At 37.2% G+C, this 24,782-nt stretch carries 24 protein-coding genes; 17 read left to right on the top strand and 7 right to left on the bottom strand.

The window, feature by feature from the left end:
• Positions 1–136 precede the first annotated feature (136 nt).
• The 6 genes from AC1Q59_RS02580 (at position 137) to AC1Q59_RS02555 (ending at position 5,391) form a co-directional block, all read left to right on the top strand.
• Positions 137–1,282 (top strand): glycosyltransferase family 4 protein, encoded by a 1,146-nt coding sequence (locus AC1Q59_RS02580; RefSeq protein ID WP_492364207.1) that lies wholly within the window; start codon positions 137–139, stop codon positions 1,280–1,282.
• Positions 1,283–1,334: 52 nt separating this feature from the next.
• Positions 1,335–2,477, top strand: a complete 1,143-nt coding sequence (locus AC1Q59_RS02575; RefSeq protein WP_492364206.1) for an MGDG synthase family glycosyltransferase — start codon at positions 1,335–1,337, stop codon at positions 2,475–2,477.
• Positions 2,478–2,645: 168 nt separating this feature from the next.
• The gene (locus AC1Q59_RS02570) at positions 2,646–3,707 is read left to right on the top strand and encodes an LLM class flavin-dependent oxidoreductase (protein ID WP_492364205.1); all 1,062 of its coding nucleotides are present in this window, start codon (positions 2,646–2,648) and stop codon (positions 3,705–3,707) included.
• A gap of 19 nt (positions 3,708–3,726) precedes the next feature.
• The gene (locus AC1Q59_RS02565; RefSeq protein ID WP_492364204.1) at positions 3,727–4,011 is read left to right on the top strand and encodes a DUF3219 family protein; all 285 of its coding nucleotides are present in this window, start codon (positions 3,727–3,729) and stop codon (positions 4,009–4,011) included.
• Between the two features lie 228 nt (positions 4,012–4,239).
• Entirely contained in the window at positions 4,240–4,695 is a 456-nt protein-coding gene (locus AC1Q59_RS02560) for a cupredoxin domain-containing protein (protein ID WP_492364203.1), read from the top strand.
• Positions 4,696–4,875: 180 nt separating this feature from the next.
• Positions 4,876–5,391 carry a DoxX family membrane protein gene (locus tag AC1Q59_RS02555; protein ID WP_492364202.1) on the top strand — a complete coding sequence of 172 codons (516 nt, stop codon included), beginning with the start codon at positions 4,876–4,878 and terminating at the stop codon, positions 5,389–5,391.
• A 145-nt stretch (positions 5,392–5,536) separates the two neighbouring features.
• Here AC1Q59_RS02555 and AC1Q59_RS02550 read toward each other — a convergent pair whose 3' ends face one another.
• Together AC1Q59_RS02550 and AC1Q59_RS02545 are read right to left on the bottom strand one after the other, a co-directional pair.
• Positions 5,537–6,946, bottom strand: a complete 1,410-nt coding sequence (locus AC1Q59_RS02550) for a cytosine permease (RefSeq protein ID WP_492364201.1) — start codon at positions 6,944–6,946, stop codon at positions 5,537–5,539.
• Positions 6,946–7,110 carry a hypothetical protein gene (locus AC1Q59_RS02545; protein WP_492364200.1) on the bottom strand — a complete coding sequence of 55 codons (165 nt, stop codon included), beginning with the start codon at positions 7,108–7,110 and terminating at the stop codon, positions 6,946–6,948. Before AC1Q59_RS02545 ends, AC1Q59_RS02550 begins: the two co-directional genes overlap by 1 nt.
• Positions 7,111–7,336: 226 nt before the next feature.
• Between AC1Q59_RS02545 and AC1Q59_RS02540 the strand changes: the two genes are divergently transcribed.
• The gene (locus tag AC1Q59_RS02540; RefSeq protein ID WP_492364199.1) at positions 7,337–8,500 is read left to right on the top strand and encodes a UDP-N-acetylmuramoyl-tripeptide--D-alanyl-D-alanine ligase; all 1,164 of its coding nucleotides are present in this window, start codon (positions 7,337–7,339) and stop codon (positions 8,498–8,500) included.
• A 126-nt stretch (positions 8,501–8,626) separates the two neighbouring features.
• Here AC1Q59_RS02540 and AC1Q59_RS02535 read toward each other — a convergent pair whose 3' ends face one another.
• Both AC1Q59_RS02535 and AC1Q59_RS02530 read right to left on the bottom strand, forming a co-directional pair.
• Complete coding sequence (locus AC1Q59_RS02535) at positions 8,627–9,220, bottom strand: lytic transglycosylase (RefSeq protein ID WP_492364198.1); 594 nt, start codon at positions 9,218–9,220, stop codon at positions 8,627–8,629.
• 37 nt (positions 9,221–9,257) lie between these two features.
• A complete protein-coding gene (locus tag AC1Q59_RS02530) occupies positions 9,258–9,863 on the bottom strand; it encodes a polysaccharide deacetylase family protein (protein WP_492364197.1) in 606 nt (201 codons plus the stop codon).
• Positions 9,864–10,189: 326 nt separating this feature from the next.
• On the opposite strand from AC1Q59_RS02530, the gene AC1Q59_RS02525 reads away from it, so the two are divergent.
• The 4 genes from AC1Q59_RS02525 to AC1Q59_RS02510 are packed head-to-tail and all read left to right on the top strand — an operon-like array spanning position 10,190 to position 15,427.
• Positions 10,190–10,984, top strand: a complete 795-nt coding sequence (locus AC1Q59_RS02525; protein ID WP_492364196.1) for a polysaccharide deacetylase family protein — start codon at positions 10,190–10,192, stop codon at positions 10,982–10,984.
• A gap of 48 nt (positions 10,985–11,032) precedes the next feature.
• Positions 11,033–13,012, top strand: coding sequence for a DUF3880 domain-containing protein (locus AC1Q59_RS02520; protein WP_492364195.1), 1,980 nt, complete (start codon positions 11,033–11,035; stop codon positions 13,010–13,012).
• A gap of 24 nt (positions 13,013–13,036) precedes the next feature.
• A complete protein-coding gene (locus tag AC1Q59_RS02515; protein ID WP_492364194.1) occupies positions 13,037–14,224 on the top strand; it encodes a DUF3880 domain-containing protein in 1,188 nt (395 codons plus the stop codon).
• A 12-nt stretch (positions 14,225–14,236) separates the two neighbouring features.
• Positions 14,237–15,427 (top strand): DUF3880 domain-containing protein, encoded by a 1,191-nt coding sequence (locus AC1Q59_RS02510; RefSeq protein ID WP_492364193.1) that lies wholly within the window; start codon positions 14,237–14,239, stop codon positions 15,425–15,427.
• 92 nt (positions 15,428–15,519) lie between these two features.
• On the opposite strand, the gene AC1Q59_RS02505 is transcribed toward AC1Q59_RS02510, so the two are convergent.
• The 3 genes from AC1Q59_RS02505 to AC1Q59_RS02495 form a co-directional block, all read right to left on the bottom strand.
• Positions 15,520–16,521 (bottom strand): DUF3231 family protein, encoded by a 1,002-nt coding sequence (locus tag AC1Q59_RS02505; protein ID WP_492364192.1) that lies wholly within the window; start codon positions 16,519–16,521, stop codon positions 15,520–15,522.
• 46 nt (positions 16,522–16,567) lie between these two features.
• Positions 16,568–17,026 (bottom strand): hypothetical protein, encoded by a 459-nt coding sequence (locus tag AC1Q59_RS02500; RefSeq protein WP_492364191.1) that lies wholly within the window; start codon positions 17,024–17,026, stop codon positions 16,568–16,570.
• A 209-nt stretch (positions 17,027–17,235) separates the two neighbouring features.
• Positions 17,236–18,147: an MBL fold metallo-hydrolase gene (locus AC1Q59_RS02495; protein WP_492364190.1), complete on the bottom strand. Its 912-nt coding sequence runs from the start codon at positions 18,145–18,147 to the stop codon at positions 17,236–17,238.
• Between the two features lie 211 nt (positions 18,148–18,358).
• Here AC1Q59_RS02495 and AC1Q59_RS02490 point away from each other — a divergent pair, with 211 nt between their 5' ends.
• The 6 genes from AC1Q59_RS02490 to AC1Q59_RS02465 all read left to right on the top strand — a co-directional run bounded on the left by AC1Q59_RS02490 (position 18,359) and on the right by AC1Q59_RS02465 (position 24,769).
• The gene (locus tag AC1Q59_RS02490) at positions 18,359–18,781 is read left to right on the top strand and encodes a MaoC family dehydratase (RefSeq protein WP_492364189.1); all 423 of its coding nucleotides are present in this window, start codon (positions 18,359–18,361) and stop codon (positions 18,779–18,781) included.
• A gap of 434 nt (positions 18,782–19,215) precedes the next feature.
• Positions 19,216–19,983 carry an IclR family transcriptional regulator gene (locus tag AC1Q59_RS02485; protein ID WP_492364188.1) on the top strand — a complete coding sequence of 256 codons (768 nt, stop codon included), beginning with the start codon at positions 19,216–19,218 and terminating at the stop codon, positions 19,981–19,983.
• A 24-nt stretch (positions 19,984–20,007) separates the two neighbouring features.
• The gene (locus tag AC1Q59_RS02480; protein ID WP_492364187.1) at positions 20,008–21,138 is read left to right on the top strand and encodes a CaiB/BaiF CoA transferase family protein; all 1,131 of its coding nucleotides are present in this window, start codon (positions 20,008–20,010) and stop codon (positions 21,136–21,138) included.
• Between the two features lie 64 nt (positions 21,139–21,202).
• A complete protein-coding gene (locus AC1Q59_RS02475) occupies positions 21,203–22,735 on the top strand; it encodes a class I adenylate-forming enzyme family protein (protein WP_492364186.1) in 1,533 nt (510 codons plus the stop codon).
• Positions 22,736–22,747: 12 nt separating this feature from the next.
• Positions 22,748–23,506: an SDR family NAD(P)-dependent oxidoreductase gene (locus AC1Q59_RS02470; protein ID WP_492364185.1), complete on the top strand. Its 759-nt coding sequence runs from the start codon at positions 22,748–22,750 to the stop codon at positions 23,504–23,506.
• Between the two features lie 27 nt (positions 23,507–23,533).
• Positions 23,534–24,769 carry an ABC transporter substrate-binding protein gene (locus AC1Q59_RS02465; RefSeq protein ID WP_492364184.1) on the top strand — a complete coding sequence of 412 codons (1,236 nt, stop codon included), beginning with the start codon at positions 23,534–23,536 and terminating at the stop codon, positions 24,767–24,769.
• Positions 24,770–24,782 lie beyond the last annotated feature (13 nt).

Genomic DNA, 24,782 nt, shown 5'->3' with positions numbered 1-24,782 from the left:
CGAAATGTTAAGCTGATTTTATAATAATGTTAAATTTAAACAGTAAATTTAATAAGATTTCAATATTGTGTTCACATTCATTTTGTAAAGTAGAGGTGATCATAAAAATTCTGCACGTGAATGGGAGTGTGAGAAAATGCGGATTGCAATTTTTTCAGATACTTATGCACCGGAGATTAATGGAGTTGCTCGAACGTTAAAGCGCTACACTGATTATCTGGAAAAACACGGCATTGAATATCGCTTATTTGTTCCTGAATGCAGTACACCGGTACCGCCTGTACCTCAAGTTCAGCGATTTACAAGTATTCCATTCTTATTGTATAGCGATTGTCGGGTAGCTCTACCAAATCCACTGCACATTAAACAAACGTTAGGCGATTTCAAGCCTACATTAATTCATATCGCCACACCATTTAATCTCGGTTTATTTGGACTTCATTATGGAAGAAAATACGATATTCCGATGATTGCCTCTTACCACACGCACTTTGATGAGTACCTCGAATATTATCATTTATCTTTTTTAAAGAAATGGATATGGAAATATATGAATTGGTTCCACCGTCCTTTCGAAAAAGTATATGTTCCTTCACAAAGCACAAAAGAAAAACTACTATCCAAAAATATACATCATGACATTGATTTGTGGGGCAGAGGGGTAAATCCTCAAGCCTACACACCAGCCAAGCGTTCAAGAACTTTGTTTAAAGAGCAATTTCAAATAAAGGAAAAAAATATCTTGCTTTATGTTGGAAGGATCGCGCCCGAGAAAGATATTCAGATTGTTCTAGAAACATTTCAATCTCTGCCAGAGCACATTAAGAAAGAAACACACTTAGTGATTGTTGGAGATGGCCCGCTGCTCCCAGCATTATCAGAGCAGTATAAGACAAAAGTCACCTGGACCGGATTTATGGAGGGGGAGCAATTAGCTCAACTCTATGCATCTAGTGATCTATTTATATTCCCATCTCCAACAGAAACGTTTGGCAATGTGGTCTTAGAAGCACTTTCTTCCGGTTTGCCAGTGATAGGAGCTAATGCTGGCGGTGTTAAACATTTAGTCAACAACGGGTTTAGTGGATTTTTATGTGAACCAAAGAATAGTGAGGAGTTTGCCCGGTATACATCCCTATTATTAGAAGATCATTTACTGCGATTATCTTTTTCAAGCGAAGCCCGAAGATTTGCTGAGACTTTGTCATGGGATGAAATCTTCGAAAAGCTGATAGACAGTTTTAGACTTGTAGTAAAAGGAAAAGAGCGAATCCCAGCCTAAGGCTCTTTGATACCAAACAGCTGATGAAAATTAGAGGAGTGGGTTTTAACTAATGAAAAAGCCAAAAGTATTAATTTTGACAACTAATTATGGCAACGGACATTTACAAGCAGCCCGAGCGCTTGAAGAACAATTTACTCTAAAAAAGAATGCACATGTTGTTGTAAAAGATATCTATCAAGAAACAAACCCACGATTACATGAGTTTACTAAAAAGCTATATTTGAAAAGCTTTACAAAAGGCGGAGGACAATTATATCGATTTTTTTATTATGGCAGTCAAGAAATTTCTAAACGTAAATTACCCATTCATTTTCCATATGGTTATACGGAATTAAGTAAAATCATTACTAAGGAACGGCCTGACGCCATTATTAATACCTTTCCGATTCAAACGGTCCAATATTATTTATCAAAGACAAACAGGACGATACCCACTTATCATGTCATCACAGATTACTGTCTGCATTATTCATGGCTTCACCCTAAGACAGATAAATATTTTGTGGCTACTCCACTGCTAGAGTCACAGCTAGTGGATAGAGGCATTGATAAAAGAAAAATTGTTGTTTCGGGAATTCCTGTACGGAATCAATTTCAACAAACCTATTCTCTTCCCTATCTTATCGATAAGTACAAAGTTAATAAGAATTTAAAGACGATATTACTGATTGCCGGAGCCCATGGTGTTTCAAAAGAGATAAGCTATATTTGTGAAAATCTAGAGAGAGATGAAAAAGTTCAGATATTAATTGTTTGCGGCAATAATAAACAATTGTACGAACAGCTGCAATATAAATATCAGTATGAAAACCATATTCAAGTGTTTGGCTATGTTTCCCATATGGCTGAACTGCTGCAGCTAGCCACATGTGTTGTTACGAAACCGGGGGGAATTACTCTAACAGAAGCAATGGTGAAAAATATTCCAATCGTTTTATTAAAAGCAACACCAGGTCAAGAAAAAGAAAATGCCGTGTTTTTTCAAAGTAATGGGGCAGCGATCTCATTTGAAAAGACGGAACATCTTGTTAAGGGACTAAATCGTCTAGTGCTGAATCATACTAAATTGCAGGAAATGAAAGCATCATTAGATAATATACATGTTCCTAATGCGGCCGAAACGATTGTCGAGCATGTTTTGCAAACCTATTGGAAGCAAGTGCAAACCCACAAAAGTTTACAAATAAACTAGGAAAGAAGCAATTAATCATTAATCCTATGAAGGCACATTTTCTAAGTTCCATTGAGGATTAATCCGCGGACAGAGTGCCTGTCCCTCTGTCCTTTTTCTTTGACATTATTTATTTGTATAAATATACTAACTTACATAAAGTAACTAAAAGAATGGGGATGTAGTTGATTGGCTGTTAATGGATGTAAGGGTATTGAAATTGGCATATACACACTTGCTGATATCGGCCCGGACCCACTTACCGGGAAAACGATAACGGCAAAGGAAAGAGTTAAAGAAATCATCCAAACCGCTAAATTAGCGGATGAGGCGGGATTAGATGTATTTGGCATCGGAGAACATCATCGTTTGGATTATGCTTCTTCTTCTCCAGCGGTTCTATTGGCTGGTGCAGCACAAGCAACAAAACAAATTAGACTTACAAGTACAACAAGTGTTTTAAGTACGCTTGATCCTGTTCGTCTATTCGAAGATTTTGCCACATTGGATTTACTTTCGGATGGCCGAGCAGAAATAATGGCTGGCCGAGGGGCTTTTATAGAATCATTTCCTCTTTTTGGTTATCGTACAGACGATTATGATGAATTGTTTGAGGAGCATATGGAGCTTCTATTACAACTGAATCAAAATGAGACTGTCTCATGGTCGGGGAAGTTCCGTTCTCCTTTAAGGAATGCTGATATTGCCCCTAGACCGGCACAAGAAAAAATACCCGTTTGGATTGGAGTTGGCGGTACACCTGAGAGTGCTGTTCGGGCTGGAAGATTTGGGGCAGGAATGGCTTTAGCTATTTTGGGTGGAAATCCAAGACGTTTTAAGCCGCTTGTCGATTTTTACCGTCAAGCTGGAAGCCAAGCTGGACATGCACCAGAAACATTGAAGGTTGGGGTAACTGGCCATACCTATTTAGCCAAGACTACCCAGGAAGCAAAAGACGAGTTTTATCCTTATTATTCTAATTACTGGGAATATGTGAACCGTCAGCGTGGAATGGGGACAAGGATGTCAAGGGATGACTTTGAACATATGGCTAGTCCGGATACGGCTTTGTTCGTGGGAAGTCCACAGCAAGTTATCGAAAAGATCCTTCAACAATACGAACTCTACGGACACCAGCGTTTCCTCGCCCAGTTAGATATTGGCGGTCAACCCTTTACGAATGTAGCAAAAGGTATTGAATTGCTGGCAACTGAAGTGGCTCCTGTGGTCCGTAGAAAAACAAGTAAATAACGATAGGGGAAAAAATTCTATGGTAAAAGAAATTATCTTAAATAATACTTTGGTTAAGGTACACAGTTTTGAACACAGCAAAGTAAATAACTTCAATGAAATTTCAGTTGGTTTTGAAGTCACGAGCGAGGAGTACCATGACATAGCAACGCTGCTATATGAAGGGACATTTGATGTGAAGGTACCTGATCTACCCTTATCGTTTAGAGGAACCATTCAGCAATATTCTACCTCGATTACAAATTTATATCAAAAAGGACAAGTTGGCGATTATTCCTTAACATTGCGTGAAGTGAAGATTTAAACAACATGGGGACGGATCGATTATTCAAAACAGTGGAATAGCTTTTATTTGAAAATAAATGATTGAAAGAAGCAGGGGAATCTCTGCTTCTTTTTTTATGACTATTAAAGGTCTTGAAAAATGTAATAGAGAATTGCCTGCAGCCAAGATATCTTGACCTGCATCAAGGAAATGGATGGGTAAGCTCATTAAAATAAAGGTATAAAAATTGAAAGGAGACGAAATACCATGAAAAAACTTGGTTTATTTATATTAGCGGGGGCATTATCAGTAGGGCTGGCAGCTTGCGGGGGTGCAGATGAAGAAACAAGCGGTTCGACACAAGAAGAAACTGAACAAGCTGCAGCAGCACCAGAAGAAACAAGTGGTTCCACTCAAGGAGAAACTGCTGAAACAGCAACAGCTTCAGATGCAGAGGAATTTACAATTACAGCAATGAACTGGGAGTTTAATGCAGATAAAGAATTGACTATTAAAAAAGGGACAAACGTTAGAATCAATTTAGTGAACGAAGAAGGGGTACATACGATTACTAATGAAGAATTAGGAATTGACCTTAGCGCGGGCGAACCAGTCGAGTTCACAGCAGATAAACCTGGAGAATACGATCTCATATGCTCAACCATATGTGGCGCAATTGAAGACCATGAGGGCATGAAACTCTCACTTAAAGTAATAGACTAAGGGTAGGCTCAGTTTCTGAAGGGGAAATGGGCGAGTTATTGGCGCCCATTTCCTTAGTAAGAAATATAACTTTCATGCGTTGCCGTATGACTTTAATCTGAAGGTTTTCAGCCGTGGCATTTCCAAAAAAATTTTGGTTTTATTTGTGAAATCATTCACAATGAAAAGGAGAAACTCATCATGAAAAAACATTTAAATGGAACAAAACTGGCTTTCGTTTGGTCAATATTGCGAATTTGGCTAGGACTTCAATGGATTGAACAGGGGTATTATAAAATTAGTTCTGGAGGATTTGACGCAAGCGGATTTTTACAGGGAGCTATTGCAAATGCCGGCGGTGATCATCCTGCAGTCCAAGGCTGGTATGCAGGCTTCCTTGAAGGATTTGCCTTACCCTATATAGAGTTTTTTAACATCCTGATCCCTTGGGGAGAATTCCTTGTCGGCTTAGGATTAATCTTAGGGTTGGCAACCATTCCGGCATTAGTTGCTGGTGCCTTTATGAATCTTAACTTTATAATGGCGGGGGCCGGATTCGCTAGCCTAGATTCAAAGCTTTTCGTGGTAGAAATCATTCTGTTATTTATTGGAACAGCAAGGTATTATATTGGACTTGATCGATTTGTCATCAGATATGTAAAAATATTTTTCAAACGGAGGAAGTATGGTGCAAATAAAATGAAAGCGACTGCCTAAAGAGATGCAGAATGTCCAGCCATGCGGGCTAGTGAGTTTAAAAATAGTTTTCATTTATCCCCGGTCAGCTAATAAAACCGGGGTCTTTTCATCATACTTTTCATGATATTTCCTTAATATCAGCTGCAATTTTTAGAGCGTCAGTTCAGTGTTGCTTGCTCTTATAACCGCCTCTCCCTAAAGGGATGACTACAAATCTAGTAATTATCCAGTATACAAGAGCACCAACTGCCATCGATGGCAAGGTAGCGGTAGTATACTGATACGGTGTATTTGATCCATACGTTAGTGGATTTAATAAATAAAAATAGGTGGCAAAACCACAAGTTAAGGAGATAAGGCTGGCGGGGTTCCAACCTTTCCAAAACGTATAGACGGAAGATGAGCTTGAATCATACAGATCTTTCATACTCAGCTGTTTTTTCCGAAATACAAAATAATCAATGATTTGGATACCAATTAATGGAGCAAAAAACACACCTAGGAGTGTTAGGAAATGACCAAATTTCGCGAAAAATAGGTCGGGGATCATTACAGACACAAAACATATAGGAACCAAGGTTAGTAATGTAACGGTGTTCCATGATTGTTTTTGCATAATAGTTAAGTTTCGCAAGCCTATACATGATATATAAACACCTATAACGGCTGATCCAAAGTTTGCAAATGCTATAAAGGCTAAAACAATACTTCCGTATATCATGCCTCCCAATTCTATCATCCAGATGGTAGGATCTGGCACACCGATTAATAAGACAGACAGCAGACCAATCGTACTCATAACAGCAACAGGGAAGCCAAGACCTAGCATGGAAGGCAAGGTGGTTTGGCTTGCTTTTGGCACGATTCTTACAATCCCGCCGACATAGGGCCACCAGGCAATTAAACTGACCAAGCCGATTTCGATGCCAGTTGTGTAATTCCATATAGTGCTGTGTGAGGCATAGGGTGGTTGGGCTGCGGCAATCGCTTGAAAACCAAATTTATTTACCATCATATATAACATCCAGATTCCGACCAAAATTATCAGGATGGCAATAATCGCCGATATATTCTTTACAGCTTTCGATCCTGATTTTAATAATAGCCAAATGGTTATCACTGCAGCTATTGCTAATGAAGATATCAACATTGAACTTTGAGATTCACTAATGATTCCTGTGATGATTAGCATTCGGGCAGCAGCTTTTGCGAAGAAGATGAGGAGAATGGAATTCCAGCCGATTACAGATAAGTATTGCAGCAGTAATGCAATAATCCAGCCTCGGTTTCCAAAAAGCGGTTTAGTTGAGGTGACACTATCAATCCCGTATTTTGCTGTTGCCGGAATCACAGCTAGAGATACTAAAAGCATGCCAATCATCATTCCGGCAGTTAATGCTGCCACTCCCATTTTTGCATTTAAATAATTACCTATATAACCACCAATTAAAAAGCACCATGTGGCAACTGATGTACTAATTGACACCAAAAATAAAGTTCGTGAACTCCAAGTTCTTTCATGGGGAAGCAATGGATAAGCGCCTTCTGCCTCATTAACCTTCTGATTATCCACTAAAACCAACCCCATATTAACAAAATACCTGGAAAGATGACCCCCAACAGAACATAACAGACATAATCCCAGCTTGATAGGTCACCGCCCTGATTCTCTTTCAGTGATATGGCTTCTAGTCTTTCTTCTATCAAGAGATTGTTTTTTGCACTTTTTGCCTCCATGGAAGATCCTCCCGAGAAATTTAAGGTTTCTTCATATTTATGTATATAAACATCTTCTGGATTGGACTCACTAGGTGTTTGCTTAAATTAGGCTGAGGACAGAGTGCCGGTCCCCTTGTCCGCGATAGGACAGGGGGACAGGCACCTTGTCCGCGATATGTAAAAAAAGCCGTAACTATTTTGCAATTATGGACATACCATAAATTATTACGAAACAGGATTTAAATTGACTAAAATAGAGGTGATTTTTGAAGTGGCCGATACTGCGATAACCCAAAGGCCGATCATTGCAATTACGGGAAGTGCAGGGAAAACGACAACAAAAGAAATGATTGCATCTATTTTGCAAAATCGCTGGAAAACATTTAAATCTTATCAAAATGGGAATGACGTGTGGTTTACATCTCAATATGCAAAGCAACTAGATCCATCTTATAAAGCCGTTGTTTTAGAATACGGTATGAGATACTCGGGTGATATTACAAAACATTGTCAACTAATTCAGCCAAACATAGGGATCATAACAAATGTAGGAAGTGCTCATATTGGGAATTTTAATGATCGGGGAATAGCTGGAGTAGCTTCCGCAAAGTCAGAATTGATTTTAAACCTTATGCCGAAAGGGCTATTACTTTTAAATGGGGATGATGTCAATTCAAAATTATTAAATGTACAAGGATTTAAGGGTGAAATAATAACAGTTGGTTTCACAAAGGAGGCCAATTATTATGCCAGCCAAATTGCTTATACTAAAAGTGGTATGATCTTTCAAGTTCCTATTAATGGAATAGACTATACCTATAAAATCCCGGTTTTTGGGAAGCACAATGTTTATAATGCTTTATTTGCTATTGCCCTTGCGGATCGTTTAGGATTTACAATTAATGAGATTCAGCTTGGGTTAGAAACCTATGGTAAAAATTATCCTGACTATTATAAGCTGAATGTTCAACGCTTTAAAGATGAAATTACCTTAATCTCTTACACTTATGATGCAAAGCCAAATGCAGTGAAAGCAGCCATTGATGTGTTAGATAACATTGGAGAAGGGAAAAATATTGCATTTTTAGGACATATGGTTGAATTAGGAAACTATTCGGTCGAAGAACATAAAAAGATAGGGCGATATGTAGCCGCAAAGAAAAATATTCATTACCTTTATACTTTTGGACAAGATGGCAAGTACATTGGACAAGGGGCCGCAGCATCAGGACTCCCAAAAGATCATATTGTAGACATTCCCACTATTGATCAATTTGTTCAGACAGTAAAAGAAACCTTGAAGCCTGAAACGACAATTTTGCTTATGGGTTTTCTTTGTAATAAAGAATCAAACGAAATCGAGTTATATGAAACGGTAAAATTAATAGGCAGTATATTATCAAACTGAGTATGTATCGCAAACTATAAAACCTTTTTTCCTTTATTCGCAGGAAAATATTAAACCCTCTAAGTTGGAATGCTTGTCCACTTAAAGGGTTCACCTCCACCTCTGGTTTCTTCAGAAGGTGTTTTTTTATTTGTCATTAGATAAAGAAAAGACCCTTTGGATATACTCTTGAGTTTCTTCAATCGGGGGGATGCCTCCATACTTTTTTACTTGATCAGGCCCGGCATTATAGGCAGCAACGGCAAGTTCCCAATCCTTAAACTCTTCAAAAAGCTCTTTTACATACCTGGCCGCCCCTTCAATCGATTGTATGGGATCACATGGGTTGATAGATAACCAATTGGCGGTCTGCGGTAATAATTGCATTAATCCAATGGCTCCTTTTTTGGATACTGCATAGGGGTCACCACTGCTCTCAGCGACCATCATACCAAATAAAATTGGAAAAGGAATTTCATATTTTAGCGAATAGTTTTTTATGGGTGTTATCCAATTTAAGATCCGATCATTATTTTTTATATCTGACGGGAGGATGAGGTTATCCATTTCGGGTAATTCTTTAATGGTTAGTACCTGATCGGTAATAATGGTATCAGATGTAAGATTATTCAGTTCTTTCAATTGACTGATGGTAACGCCAAATTTATTTGCAAGACCCCATAAAGTATCTCCTTCTTTTACCACGTATTTTGTGAATGTAGTCTTCTCATTATTATTCATTTTTCTACTCCTCTCCGAGGAAAATAAAGAATCTCTTTTAAAACTTTAACATCTCATTGATGCTTACAATTTTATAGTTATTTTCCAAAGCTTTATCAATGATATATGGTAATGCTTTAAGCGAGGATTCAGTTGGGTGCATCAAAATGATTGAGCCATTTTGGATGTTTGGAACAATATTATTAATAATCTCATTGGGATTTTCAATTTTCCAATCTATTGTATCCAGGGACCATAGAATCGTTGCCATATTCATTTGTGCAGCTGCTTCAATAACTCTTGTATCAAAGTATCCATAGGGAGGGGTGAAGTATTTAGGGATTACCTCTAATACTTCGTTTATTATTTTATTTGTCTTAGAAATCTCCAAATGAATGTCTTCTGCCGATAGGTTTCTCATATCCTCGTGAGAATAGGCGTGATTCCCAATCTCATGATTGTAATCTTTAATCATAGTGGCCAACTTACGATTTTGTTCCACCCATCTTCCTTCGAGGAAAAAAGTAAGACTAATATTCTTCATCTTTAGTAAATTTAATAAATTTATTAGATGCTCATTTCCCCAAGCCACATTTACCATAAAAGAAATCATTGGAAAGGCTTCATTTCCATAGTAAATAGGTGTTAAGAATTTATCTTTCATGTCGTTCTCCCCTGCTGTAGATGATGATTTAATATATGTTAGAACGAAAAAAAGGTATACATAGATACCCTTCTTTTTATGATGTGACTTTAATCATTTAAACCCATTTGTGTGATGTATTGGGGCAGACTTCCTATACATCTTTCTGACGTGTACATACAATATTCAAGGTTCTTTAATAATCAAATTAAATGGATACAGGCAGTTGGTGAAAAAATAATGAATGTACAAACCATGGATATTTATGTGGATGGCTACCAAGTTCAGAGCCATCAATAACACTGAAAAAAAATAATATAACCATAACATTATATGTAAATCATTTTGTGGTCTTATTAGAAGAAGATAATCAAATAAAATACGACACGATCGCTGCGACGCCATTTAAATATGGTGGAAAAATCTTTATCCCGTTTCAATATGTCAGTCAAAAGCTAGGATTCTCAATTTTAGAATGTCCAAATCAATCCATAAGTTTATTAACCGGCCCTTCTTGTAAAAATGACGAAACTGTTTTTTATAAAGGACGGATCAATAAAAATAAAAAAAGGGCAGCTTTAACCTTTGATGACGGACCAGATAATATTAATACTCCTAGAATATTGGACATTCTCTTTGACAAAAAAGTCCCAGCAACGTTTTTTGTCATTGGTCAGCAAATCTCTTACCATCCAGAAATATTTAAGAGAATGATTAATGAGGGACATGAGGTAGGCAACCATAGCTGGAGCCATCCAAATTTTATAGAACTAACAGCTTCTGAGATTAAAAATGAAATTGAATCCACCGAAGCCGTAATCAGGTCATACATGGGAAAATCAACATCAATCCTTCGTCCGCCTTATGGTCTTTTTACTAATATGGACATTCAAATAATCAATGATTTAGGTTATAAAGTGATTTTGTGGTCAGTAGATACACTGGATTGGTCAGGATTAACAACTGAAGAAATTATTTCAATCGTAGACAGAGATTTAACAGAAGGGGCAATTATTTTACAGCACTGCTTTTATTCAATCACAGGCACGCTTGATGGAACAATTAAGGCTTTACCTGAGATTATTGATAAGTTAATAAATGAAGGATATGAAATTGTTCCGGTATCAATGTTACTAGAATAAGAGTTTATTTGAAAAACTTACCAGTCAAGAGCAGCAAGGAGTGATTTAATGCGCATTTTATTTTTGGAAAGCCACCCAATGTGGATTCATGGATTACCAAACGGATTTATCGATTTGGGGCATCAAGTAAAAATTTCCGGTCCATTAGATGATCTGAATATTCCTCAACTGATTTCAGAATTTCAGCCAGATTTAATTATGACAATGGGGTGGGGGCCTGAAAATTCAACGACAGATAAACAAAGAAAAATTTATGAAGGTACCATAAATGCAAATGCTCCACATGTATATTGGGCAACCGAGGATCCGACATCCACTGAAGTATTTACGCTGCCATATATTCGTCGAACCCATCCGGACTTTGTCTTTACCATTTGCCGGGATCGAGTGGAGTACTACAGAAATTTGGGAATCCCATCAGAGCATTTAGACTTTGGCTATCATCCAAAAGTTCATTTTCCTGCAGAGCGTGATTCGCAAATCTATTCTCCAGTAGCTATTGTTGCGAATGGCTATCCAAAAAAACTTTCTTATTTTCCAGGCCACTTCCGTTATCAATCAATGAAAAACCTAATTAAACCTTTAATTGAGAATAATATTCGTATCAATTTTTATGGAAACAACTGGGAACATATGGGTCCGCACTTAGGTGTAGAAGTTCCCAAGGATTGGATTCGCGGATATATAGATTATACAAGTGCCAATAAAGTATACAGTTCTTCTGATATCATTATAGGTTTGCAAAATCTGCCGACACAATTAACGCAGCGAACATATGAAATACTGGGATCTGGGGGATTGTTACTTACAAACAATACAACTGAAGTCAATCGGGTCTTTAAGGCTGGACAAGATTTACTTACATCCTCAAGCCCTGAAGAAACGCTTGAAGTGGTTAACCATATCCTTCTTCAATCGAAGGAAAGGCAAAAAATTCAAAAGCAAGGCCTTGAAGCAGTACAGATTCATTCCTATAAGGCTAGAGCCCAATATATATTAGATGTCTTAGAGAAAAATGATGCCTTTAAAAAAGGGAAGAGTGTTTACAGTTTAAAAATGGAGAAGAGAACAACATATCAACAGGGTGATTGTGAATATTATAAAGTTCAGAATGGGGACACGCTGTATAGTCTATCTAAGGAATTTGGCGTTTCCGTTGATCAGTTGAAGCAGTTAAATGGATTGAGTACAAATATAATTGATACTGGCTTCCCTATGAAAATTAGAGTTCTAGAAAAGAAGAATAACGATGATAATAAATATGATTACTATACCATTTGTCATGGAGAAACGTTAGGAAAGATTGCAAAGGAGTTTGGCCTATCAGTAGAAAAACTTAAAAATGATAATCATTTAGAAACAGATTTTATTTACGCGGGTCAACTCTTAAAGATTGATAAGGAGTATTGCCATTCCGTTTCATTGCCTTCTGTTTTCATTTCTAAAGGTTTAAAAGATGGCAAAATGATCTCCTTAACATTTGATGCGGGTGCTAGTGCAGAAAATACGGAAATGATTTTAGATGTTTTAAAAAGTAATCATGTACAGACAACCATGTTTTTAACGGGGGAATGGGTAGAAAAATATCCTCAGCTTGCAAAAAGAATGGTTTCTGACGGCCATGAAATTGCCAATCATACGTATAGTCATCCAGACCTGACGAAATTGACTAAAGATGAAATCATCTTAGAATTGAAACGAACGAATGCTAGTTTTGAAAAGATTCTTGGCGATAAGGGAAGCCCATTTTTACGTCCGCCATATGGAACTTGGAACAAGAACGTTCTAGAAGCAGCAGGTGAGATGGGTATTCCTTTTACAATATATTGGAGCATCGATACGATTGATTGGCAAGAACCATCTGTAAATACCATTTATAATCGTATTTTATCAAAGCTTACAGGCAATGACATTGTATTAGCCCATTTAAATGGGAAACCAACTGCAAATGCTATAAATCTAGTCATACCAGAACTGAAAAAACAAGGATATCAAATCGTAAAAATAAGTGAAATGCTAAAAAACTGAGTTATTCATTAATGAGGGGAAATTATGCGTGTATTATTTTTAGAAAGTGACCCTATGTGGATTTATGGCCTTCCAAACGGATTTTGCGATGCCGGACATATCGTTATGGTTTCCGGTCCTCTGACAGAAGATAGTATTATTGACATACTACCAAGCTTTAAGCCAGATTTAATCATTACGATGGGGCACACATCTGAACATACCAAAGAAAAACAAGAATTAATCAGAAAGTATGTCACGTGCACAAATATTCCCAATGTCTATTGGGCTACCGAAGATCCAGGGTATACACTGAGCTTCTCACTTCCTTTAATTCAAACAATCGAACCTGATTTTGTATTTACCATTTGTCCCGCCAGAGTTGATTTTTATCGGAAACAACACATTCCTTCGGCACACTTAGATTTTGGCTATCACTCTAGTGTCCACTTTCCTGCCCAAGTCCATGAAAAATATAAGGCCTCTATTGCCATTGTAGCGAATGGTTATCCAATGTTATATGAAAAAAGGCCGGATCACTATCGTTTTAAAGCACTTCGATCACTCCTTAGCCCCTTTCTTAAAGATAATATGAGAATTGATTTTTGGGGCCGATACTGGGACAAGATGGAGCATATACTTGGCAAGAAGATTCCCGATGAATGGATTCATGGGTTTATTCCTTATACCGAAGCAAATAAAGTGTACAGCTCAGCGGATATTATTTTAGGTGTACAAAATCACGATACCCAATTAACACAGCGTACCTATGAAGTGCTAGGGTCAGGAGGTTTTTTGCTAACGAATGATACATCTGAAATTAGGAGATTGTTTTCGCCAGGTCAGGATATGATCGTTAGTCACTCTTCTGAAGAAACGATTGAACTTGTAAGATACTATTTAGATCATCCCGAAGAACGCATGAAAATAAAAAAGGCAGGTATGGAATCCGTAAAAAAATACTCATACGAGCAACGGGCTAACTATATCATTGAAACCCTGATCAGAGCTGGTATTCTTTCGGGAAGTTCGGTAAACACTGTAGCGGGAAAAATCATTCATTATGTGGATACATTAAAGGAAAATTATGAGGTTTATGTCATCCAGCCAAATGATACTTTATGGAGCATATCGAGAAAGTTTGGAGTAAGTATTGATGATATTAAAAAGTTAAATGGGCTTCATTCGGACATTCTTGAAGTGAATCATTTTTTAAAAATTAAGAAGAAATAAAGGGGTGAATTCATGCGTATTCTCTTTTTAGAGAGCGGGGAAATATGGAGTAATAGTTTAGCTAGAGGATTTACTGCCAATGGGCATGATGTATTCATTTCAGGTCCGATTCATCAAGAGAATCTATCTAAAACGATTGAAACCTTTAAACCCAATTTTGCCATTACTATCGGCTGGGGAGAAGAACATACAAAGATTAAGCAGCATTTAATTCGCCAAATGATGGAAACGTATAAAATTCCGTTAGTTTATTGGGCGGTAGAAGACCCTGCTTATACGGAAGTTTGGTCTATTCCATTAATAAACACGATTAAGCCTGACTTTGTTTTTACTATATGCCCTGATACAGTAGATACCTATAAACAATTAGGTATCCCTTCGGATTATTTAGATTTCGGATATGAAGAGAGTATCCACCATCCAATTGAGAGTGATTCTAAATTCGAGACACAAATTGCCATTGTTGCCAATGCCTATCCCGATATTTTGGAAAGCTATCCAGAGCATTTCCGGCATCGGTCTTTAGATATCTTGATTCGGCCGCTTCTTAAGGAGAATATTCGTATTGACTTTTGGGGCAAAAATTGGAGTGGAATGGGTGAATATTTTGGTGTGAAAATACCGAAAGAATGGATTCATGGTTTTCTTAGTTATGCAGATGCCAATAAAGTGTATGGCTCCGCAAAGATCGTCTTAGGTTTGCAAAACTATCCTAACTTATTAACACAGCGAACCTATGAAATTTTAGGATCGGGCGGCTTTCTCTTAACAGTAGATACACCAGGGGTTCGGAAAAGGTTTATACCAGGAATAGATTTAGAGACTTCTTTAACCCCGGAAGAAACACTACAGAAAGTTAATTACTACCTTAATCATTCCGAAAAAAGATCCGAAATCCAAACACGAGGCCGTAAATCTGTTGAAAGACATTCATATAAATCTAGAGCAAACCAAATAATCAGCACACTAATTGAAAAAAATATTTTAAAAACATGTGATAGTGATTCGGAAGGTCAAGGAAAACTATTATATTTTAGTCCAAATGACCATTACGAAACCTACGAGGTTCAAAAAGGAGATACTTTATATAAAATTTCGAGAAAATTTAGTGTCCCTATTGAGGAATTAAAAACTTTAAATGGACTGACATCTGATTTGATCATTGAAAATCAGATGCTAAGAATAAGAAAAAGTTCTTTTTAATGAAGAACATCCCTTTATCCCCTTGTCCTTATAAGTAAAGGCTCTCCTAAATGGATAAGGAGAGCCTGTATTATTTCCATAATGCAACTTGATTATTTAGTTAAATCGTTCCTATCCTGCATTTGAGGCGGTTCTTCAAGCCAACCATTTTCCGCCATAAGTTTTCCTCCCTCATGTCCATAGGTTAATATGTCTTTTGCCTCGTTAATCATTTTTAATGGGAGGTCACTCCGTAAACTAAATGCTGTTCCTAATGCACTGCTTCCTAAACCAAAGCTGCAAAACAAGCTTGTACAGTACATCATCAGTTTATCTGAAAAAGGAGGTACCTTTGAGTCTGTTGCATTTGCTCCCCATGTTGAAGGTGGTTGAATATCACTTTGAAGAAATAATTGCGTATTGTTAGTCACAATTTTTTTAGCTAATTCTTTGCCTTTTATAAAGTATTTTTTTACTTCGGGTTCATTTGCCACTTGTGCGAAACCCGTTATCAATTGCATGCCAATAATATTTGATTCAATGGACTGATATAAATGTGCTACTTCAACTGTATTCAAGGCACGCTTTTCAGAAAACAAGTTAAAACCACTCATATAATTCTTTCCCTGTGCAAACTCGACAGACTTTGGCATCGTTACAGCAGGAGGATACGGTAAAACATTTTTCTCTTTCAAATAGTCGACACATTCATCGTAAACTCCTTGAGTAAACGAAGTTAAATCCTTATATAGAAGAACGATATCTTTGCGATATGACATATTAAGATGAAGTGTATGTAATCCCATACTGATCTCTTGGAAAATCCGAAGGAACATAATATCAAACATGTTGTCATATAGCTTGGGTACGCCAGTGTTAACATCTTGCTCTGTGAATCCGACAGGAATCACAGCACCTTCCTTGTTAAGGATAGTTTTTATATCTTCAATATAGAGAATAGTTTTATTATGAGTATTTTGCATAATTTCTTTAGCTTGATTGTCATCGGCTTGTTCGATAAAATATTCAAGCATTCTTTGCAGCATTGTTTTTTCTTGATAGGTCATCCACAATGTTCCTAATTCACTGGAACTTAAAGCCTGTTTTTGAGTCATCCTTTAATCCTCCGTTGTTCAAATTTAGTATAAATAATATGCACTTTCAATAAATTTTTAATCGCTGTAACAGATGCTTTATAAGGTGCCCAACTAACAATCCAGGGACTAAAAACAAAATTGGAAGCCACACAGGTCCAATTAACATTTGCCCAATTTTAAATGAAGGAGAGTAAATAAGCCCAATTGTTACAAAATAAGCACCGAATACAAAAGGAAGGAATAAATAAGGGGGAGTTTCTCCTTTGGCGTTTTTATAAGCATCCCACATGGCAAACATATAAAGGCAGGGGTTGAACATGAGCCATTGGTAATTTGCCGCTTCGATTGCTTTCCCAATGTTTCCTTGAAAGTTATATATAATAATCAAATTAAGATGACTATTAACATTAACAAGGAACTCTAAAAAAATTAAAATTACTCCTTTTAAATATTTTCCTTTTAATAACTGAGCAAATCCTGGCAGAGCAATACTCCATAGAATAGCTTTTAACTTTTCAGTCATAATATATTGTCCTTATATTTGGTAATAGTTTTAGTATTTCCCATGGAGGGTGAACTATGTAGTAGAGGAAGTTATGTGGAATGTTTAAAATTGTTTAGAAAGCGGGGGATGTCACCCGCTTATCAAGTTTAGCCAAGTTAATCAGGAAAGCGGGCGGGACAAGGTGCCTGTCCCCTTGTCCTTAAGTAGGAAAGGGAGCTTTGTCCTCTTTACATAACGGTTTCGCCTATTTGTAATACTTTTAATTGTTCCTGCGGCAGCTGCTGCTTTTGCCATTCTTGCAGTAGACGCTCTAAGGCTTCGGGTCCTGTGTCGTCTGCCAATCGGTAGGCGCCATAATGCATGGGAACAAACTGTTTCGCCTTTAATTCGATGAATGCTTTCACGCTATCTTCTGGAGAAATATGCGAGTCGGCCATGAACCATTCGGGTTCATAGGCACCTATCGGCATAAACACCGTATCAATATTATATCTTTCAGCGATTTCCTTAAAACCGGAGAAATAGCCTGTATCCCCGACAAAATAAAGCGTTTTGCCAGGAGTTTGAAAGATCCATCCTCCCCAATGTGAAGTATTCATATCGTTCAGCGTTCTTCTTGTCCAATGCTGAGCAGGGACAAAGTAAATATTGATTCCTTCGTATTCAGCATTTTCCCACCAGCACATCTCTCTTACATTTTGATAACCTTTTTTCATGAAAAGTGACTTCAAACCAATTGGAACAAAATATTGCGGGTTTCCTTTCAGTTTTTTCAAAGTAGGAAAGTCTAGATGGTCGTAATGGCCATGCGAAATGACCACAACATCAATTTCCGGCAGCTCTTCCAATGGTATTCCCGGCTGTGTTAATCGTATCAAAAAACCCATTCGCTTTGCCCATACGGGATCGGTAAGTATATTAAGTCCATTTAGCTGAATCAAAAAGGTAGAATGTCCGATCCAAGTAAAGGAAGTTCGGCTTCTGTTTTCCCCAAGCTCTTGAACCCTTTTGTTGGGACATTGGGGTATATTATTCATTAAATCTTTGACTTTACTTCGTCTTTCTTTTTGCCACTTTCGCATATCCCGAAACGATTTTTTGTTTGATACATTATTTAAATTTCTATACTTTATCTTCATATTCTCACCATTGTAAAATTTTAACTTTATTTTGATATCTATTTTAACGTACAATTTCTACTGTACAAAATATTTTGATTAGAAAAACTAGGATCTAATTTAAATTTTGACTAATTTTTGCTAGTTTATAGATAGATAGGAATGAATTATACAAGGTGCAACATAAGTATTATTTACCAATGGATAAAAATAATTAATATGGGGTGAAGTGATGAAGTTTGATGAGGTACCTCTCGGGCAGAGGTTTGAGACAGCATATTATAAGGTGAGTAAGGAAGAGATAATTGCATTTGCTTCACAATTTGATCCGCAGTATATGCATCTTGATGAGGAGAAAGCAAAACAAAGCAGATTTCAGGGGATTATTGCTTCAGGTTTACACACCCTTTCTATGGCTTTTAAATTATGGGTCGAATTAGGGGTATTCGGAGAAGATGTCATTGCTGGTACAAGTATGAATAACCTTAAATTTATTAAACCAGTTTATCCTGACGATGTCTTGCATGTTATTGCTGAGGTAACTAGAAAAGAAGAAAGGAAAAGAAATGGAGAAGTTACTTGGCTGCTGACAGCCTATAACCAAAATGGTATGGAAGTTTTAAGTACTGAAATGTCTGCTTTAATAGCGAAATAAAGGCAATGAGCTGTCAATTAACTGCTGAAGGTTTTTGTATAAGTTTTTGCTAATGCTATATTACAAATATGCTTACATGTCAATTAAAAATGCTATTTAAGAACCCTCCAGAGTATTTTTTGGAGGGTTTTTTTATGCTTTATTTTGCACTTAAGATGCTATATTAGGAACCTTGTATTGGAAGAGAGGCGCGGATCAAAGAGCAAAGGCTCCTTTTCACAGAGGGACAAAGTGCCTGTCCCTCTGTCCTTTTTGTAAAATTTTAAAAATATGTAATACTCGGAATTTTATGATAATATGATATTTCATATGAGAGTCAAGAATTTCTTATATAAAATTTAGGTTTGCTTTTCAAATGCCAACAAATATAAGTGAATATTGCTCGAATTCAAAAATACCAAATAATAGAAAGTTCTTGTAGAGGGGAGGTAAAAATGGTTAATAAATATGAAGCTCCTTCTGTAAATAAAGCTGCAGGCATCTTAAAGCTATTAAGCAGATATAAATATAGCAGCAGTTCTCTTGGTGAGATAAGCTCAGCTTTATCTATTAATAAAAGTACCTGTCTGAGAATATTAAAATCTCTGGAGGAGGAAAAATTTGTTTCGTATAATCCGAGAACAAAACAATATAGCCTTGGTTCCTATCTAGTTGTATTAGGCAGCAGAGCACACGAAATGACAAAGTACTTAAACTTATCAAAGCTGTTTTTGGAACGATTAGTTCAAATGACTTCACTTACCGCAGTACTCATTGACAGAGTGACTGACGATCGATTGATCTATATTTCAAAAGAGGAACCTAATGGGAATCATCGAGTTAATGTGTCAATTGGAAATCAATTTCCTCTAACAGAAGTTTCATATGGAATGTGGTTTTTAGCTTATATGGAGGAGGAGGAAAGATCGCTTTTCTTAAGTAATGGTCTGCGTAAGGTGACTCCTCACACCATTATAGAGAAAGATCAATACTTATTGAAACTTAAGAAGGGGAAAGAGTGCGGTTATATAGTAAGTGTTGAAGAATATGCAAAAGGAGTTATCGCTATTTCTTCACCCATTTTTAACAACAAAGGTGAGGTGGGCTTAGTCATTGGATGCCTTGGTTTTTCCTCTATGGCAAAAAGTGAAATTGAAAAAGCAGCAAAAGTCGTGAAAGAAACAGCTAGTGAGTTTAATCAAATGTATCAATACAATAATTGATCACGTTTTGAAGGTGGTGAAGCTGTGTTATTGGATGGGGTCAAAATACTGGAGTTTTCTAGAGTAATCGCAGCTCCGATGGCATCTATGATGTTGGGAGACCTTGGAGCATCAGTCATAAAAGTAGAGCTGCCCTCAGGTGATGACAGCAGATATTTGGGAGTAGAAGTTAATGGAGATCATACGCTCTTTCATTCAGTAAACAGAAATAAAAAAAGCGCAGTACTTGACCTAAATAAAGCGAATGATAGACAAACGTTTAATCATTTAATCAGATGGGCTGACGTTTTTATTACCAATTTTCGTCCCGATGTAATTGCTAAAATGCACATTACCTATGATGAGCTCATTAAGGAGAACCCTCAACTTATCTATTGCTTGATTACAGGGTTCGGTGAGACGGGTTTGTACTCAAATCGGCCAGGTCTGGATATTGTCTTTCAATCGATGAGTGGGCTGATGAGTATTACCGGTGAGGAAGAGGGGTCGCCAGTTAGAGCAGGTACTCCAATTGTAGATGCAGGTGGAGGTATTACGGCAGCGTTGGGAATTGCTTCTGCTTTATATAACAGGGAAAAGACAGGTAATGGAAGCAAACTATCCATTTCATTACTAGATGTTGGTGTCTTTTTACAATCTCCAATGTACACTCAATATTTTGCAACAGGAGAACCGCCCGAAAGATTAGGGAATGCTTCTGCTTTTGCATTTGCAACTGATATAAAAACTAGGGATTCTCCAATAGTCATATCCATTCCAAATGATAAGTTCTGGAGAAAATTATGTAAAGCACTTGAAATGGAAGAGTTAATTGTTGATGACCGATTTAATCGGAATGAAGGCCGTCTAAAGCATCGAAAAGAATTACAGAAAGTTTTGACCGATATTTTTAAGAATCAAACCTCAGCCTATTGGATAGAAAAGCTTCAAAATGAGGGGATTCCAGCAAGTAAAATTTATTCCTATACCGATGTCTTCAATGATCCTCAAATACAGTCCAACTCATTATTTGTAAAAACACATCATAAGAAATGGAAAGATTTTTATTCTATTACAACGCCCATTTCAATCAATGGAAAGTATGCACAGTCATTTGAACCATCTCCTGATTTAGGTGAGCACCAAATAGAGATAGAGGATATGGTTAAAGAATAACCAAGGAATGGGATTTTTTGATATTACTTTTATCTGAGACGTTTTAAAAAAAGGGAGGAAAACTATGCAAACGCTTTCTGAGTTATTGAAAAACACGGCTGACCGTTATCCGGATAAAACGTTTATTGTGTATGAAGATCAAAGAATCACTTATAAGGAATTTGATGAGAAGACCTCACAATTTGCCAATGCGCTTAGAAGCTTAGGAGTTAAAAAAGGAGATGTAGTTGGTCTTTATCTGCCAAGCTGTCCTGAATTAGCCATAGGTTATTATGCCTGTCAAAAGCTGGGGGCGATTGCCAATCCTATGAGTGCCATGTTTAAAGGCAGGGAAGTAGATAATGTAGTTTCCCGCACCTCCATGCCAGTTATTGTAACATCTATGGATAACTATAGTATTGTCCAGGAAGTACAATCAAGAGTAGATACATTAAAAGAAATTATTGTATCTGGGGCACCCGAAAATTCTGGTTTGCTGTCAATGGAACAATTAATACAGCAATCTAGCAGAAAAATCGAGTTGGTAAAGTGCGACATTGATGATGTAGCAGTACTCTTTTTTACATCGGGTACGACAGGGCTGCCAAAAGGTGCTATGCAAACTCATAAAAGCATCTATTCAACAATCAGGGATATGGAGGTTTTTTGGAAGTTTGAACACGGCAAGGAAGTCATCCTTGGGGTATTGCCGATTTTTAATAATTTTGGAGCAACCGTTAACATGAATGCAGCCATCTTTAATGGCGGTACGATGGTTTTAATAAAACGCTGGGATACGGAGAAAGTCTTAGAAGCGATTACAACCGAAAAAGCCACATTTTTTGCGGGAACCCCTACCATGTTCCTTTACTTAATACAAAAATTTAATGCAGCGAAATATGATGTATCATCATTAAAACTTTTAATTACAGGCGGATCTATTGTTCCTCCAGAAATCATTGAAAAAGTAGAAAAAGAATTGAATGTAACAGTTGTACAAATTTATGGAGCAACAGAAACCTCTGGAGCAAATACCGCAGAACCTCTTGTAGGCATTAGAAAAAAAGGATCAGCAGGAGTCCCTATTGGCAGCATTACAATCAAAATTGTCAATGAAGAGGGAGAAGAATTGACAGCAGGTGAAATTGGTGAAGTTGTCGTTAAAGGGGACCCAGTTGGAAAAGGATATTGGAAAGATATCGAGACGACAAAAAAGGCTTTTAAAGAAGACGGTTGGTATAGCGGAGATTTAGGATATGTTGATGAAGATGGATATCTCTATATTGTGGATCGGAAGAAGGACATAATTATTTGCGGAGGCAATAATATTTTCCCAATCGAAGTGGAGGATGTTTTATATTCTTTGCCAGAAGTTGGAGTAGCAGCAGTTGTGGGTATTCCAGATGACGCAAAGGGTGAAATTCCTAAGGCATTCTTAGTTCTAAATGAGGGAGCTAAAATAACCGAGGAAGAGGTTATTTCCTATTGCCGAAAAAATCTTTCTGCTTATAAAGTTCCAAGAATGGTCGAATTTATTTCAGAAATGCCTATGAATCTTAATGGAAAAATTTTAAAAAGAGAACTTAGAAACTGGCATACAAACAAACAGCCAAATTAAGGGGGAAAAAGTTTGCGTCTTAAAGATAAAGTTGCTGTTATTACGGGTGCAGGCGGGCCAATGGGGCAAACGATTGCTTTACGCTTCGCTGAAGAGGGAGCTAACTTATTGATCACAGATATATCTGAGAGAAGGCTGAATGAAACAAAGCAAAAGCTCTTGGAGAAAACAGACAATAACAAGGTTTTGGCAGTTCGAGCCAATGCATTAGTTTTAGAAGAATTGAAAGAGATTGAGGAACTAGTAAAACATGAATTCCAAAAAGCAGATATATTAATTAATGTTGTCGGCGGAATTCGTGATCAGAGTTTAACGAGATCGATTCTGGAAATAGAAGAAGAACGCTGGGATCAAACGATGGCCTTAAATTTAAAGGGATGCCTTAATTTTACGAAGATTATGGCTCCAATGATGCTAAAGAATAAGTACGGAAAAATTGTTAATATATCCTCCATACATTTTGAGGGGGCTGACGGATATTCAGACTACGGAGCGGCAAAAGCTGGAGTTGCCTCCTTTACCAAGACTGCTGCAAAGGAATTTAGTCCACATATTAATGTGAATTGTATTGCACCAGGATTAATCCAAACGTCGGTTGTTCAACGAATGGATAATGAAATTCTTGAGGAATATCGTAAGCAGACCTTGTTAGGGCGTTTAGGCAGACCTATTGATATAGCGAATGCAGCACTATTTTTATCTAGTGATGAGTCATCCTATATAACGGGACATATAATGCCAGTTTCTGGCGGGGTTTGGCCACATTTATAAAAATATGAAAGCAAGAGGTGAACTGATGTGAAGAATGGTCGATTAAATTTTAAGAAAATTTTGGGGATTACAGCTTTAGTTCCGTTATTATTCCTTTCTGCTTGTTCCGGAAATGAATCATCATCTTCCTCGAATTCCGGATCAGGAACAACGGATGAAAAGGCAGAGGTTATAAAAGTAGGAATTACTGCCCCAATGTCAGGTTCTGCCGCAAACTGGGGAATTACCCAAGAGTGGGTTGCCAAAGAAGCAGCCAAAGAAATAAACGAGAATGGCGGAGTAACAGCTGATGGGAAAAAATATATTTTCGAGGTAGTAGCTTATGATAACAAATACAATTCAACAGGTGGAGCACAAGTAGCTCAGACATTAATTAACAAGGATAAAGTAAAGTTTGTTGTTGGGTCAATTGGAAGTGCACCGACACAAGCTTTACAAACTTTAAGTGAGCCAGCAAAAATTCTCCATTTTACTTCTGCATGGTCACCAGCAATTAAGGGCAAAGACTTCCCTTACACCTATACGACATTAAATACACCCTATGAGGTTATTGAACCATTAACCTCTTATATTCTTGAACAAAACAAGGGTTTGAAATCTGTTGCGGTCATTAATCCTAATGATGCTACAGGACTTGATACAGCTAAAGTCGCACTTAAAGTATGGAAAGAAAAAGGCATTGATATTGTGGTTGAAGATTATTATGAAAGAGGAACTACTGAGTTTTCCCAAATTGTTACAAAAATCTTGGCGGAAAAACCCGATGTGATCGATTTAGGCGCAACTCCTCCTGGTGATGCAGGGTTAATCTTAAAATCACTGGAAGAACAAGGCTGGGATGGAGTTAAATTAATTGGTGCAGGAACAAGCGGTGACCAATTGGTAGATGCAGCAGGGGAAGCAGCAGAAGGCGTTTATCTAGGCTTAGCCCCAGACTTTAGTGGTGATACAGCTACGGACATACAAAAAGATTTAGCAAAAAGAGCAAAAGAAGAAATCAATGAAACCTTAAACTCCATTTCAATGCAGTCTTATGAATCTATGATGGCTCTTAAAGCTGCAATAGACGAAGCACAAACTCTGGATGCGGATAAGATAAAAGAGGCTTTGGCAAAAGTAGAAGTCAATAGCTCCTTTGGCGTTACAAAGTTTGGCGGAGAGGATATATATGGTGTTCCTCAACAATTGTTACTTCCGGTAACAGTTACTCAAATAATAGATGGAGCTGCGGTGGAAGTTAAGCGAATTTCGACTAATAAATAAAAGTAAAAAATTG

The sequence above is a fragment of the Cytobacillus sp. MT66 genome (genome assembly GCF_058792595.1).
This window is presented reverse-complemented; position numbering and strand designations above follow the sequence as displayed.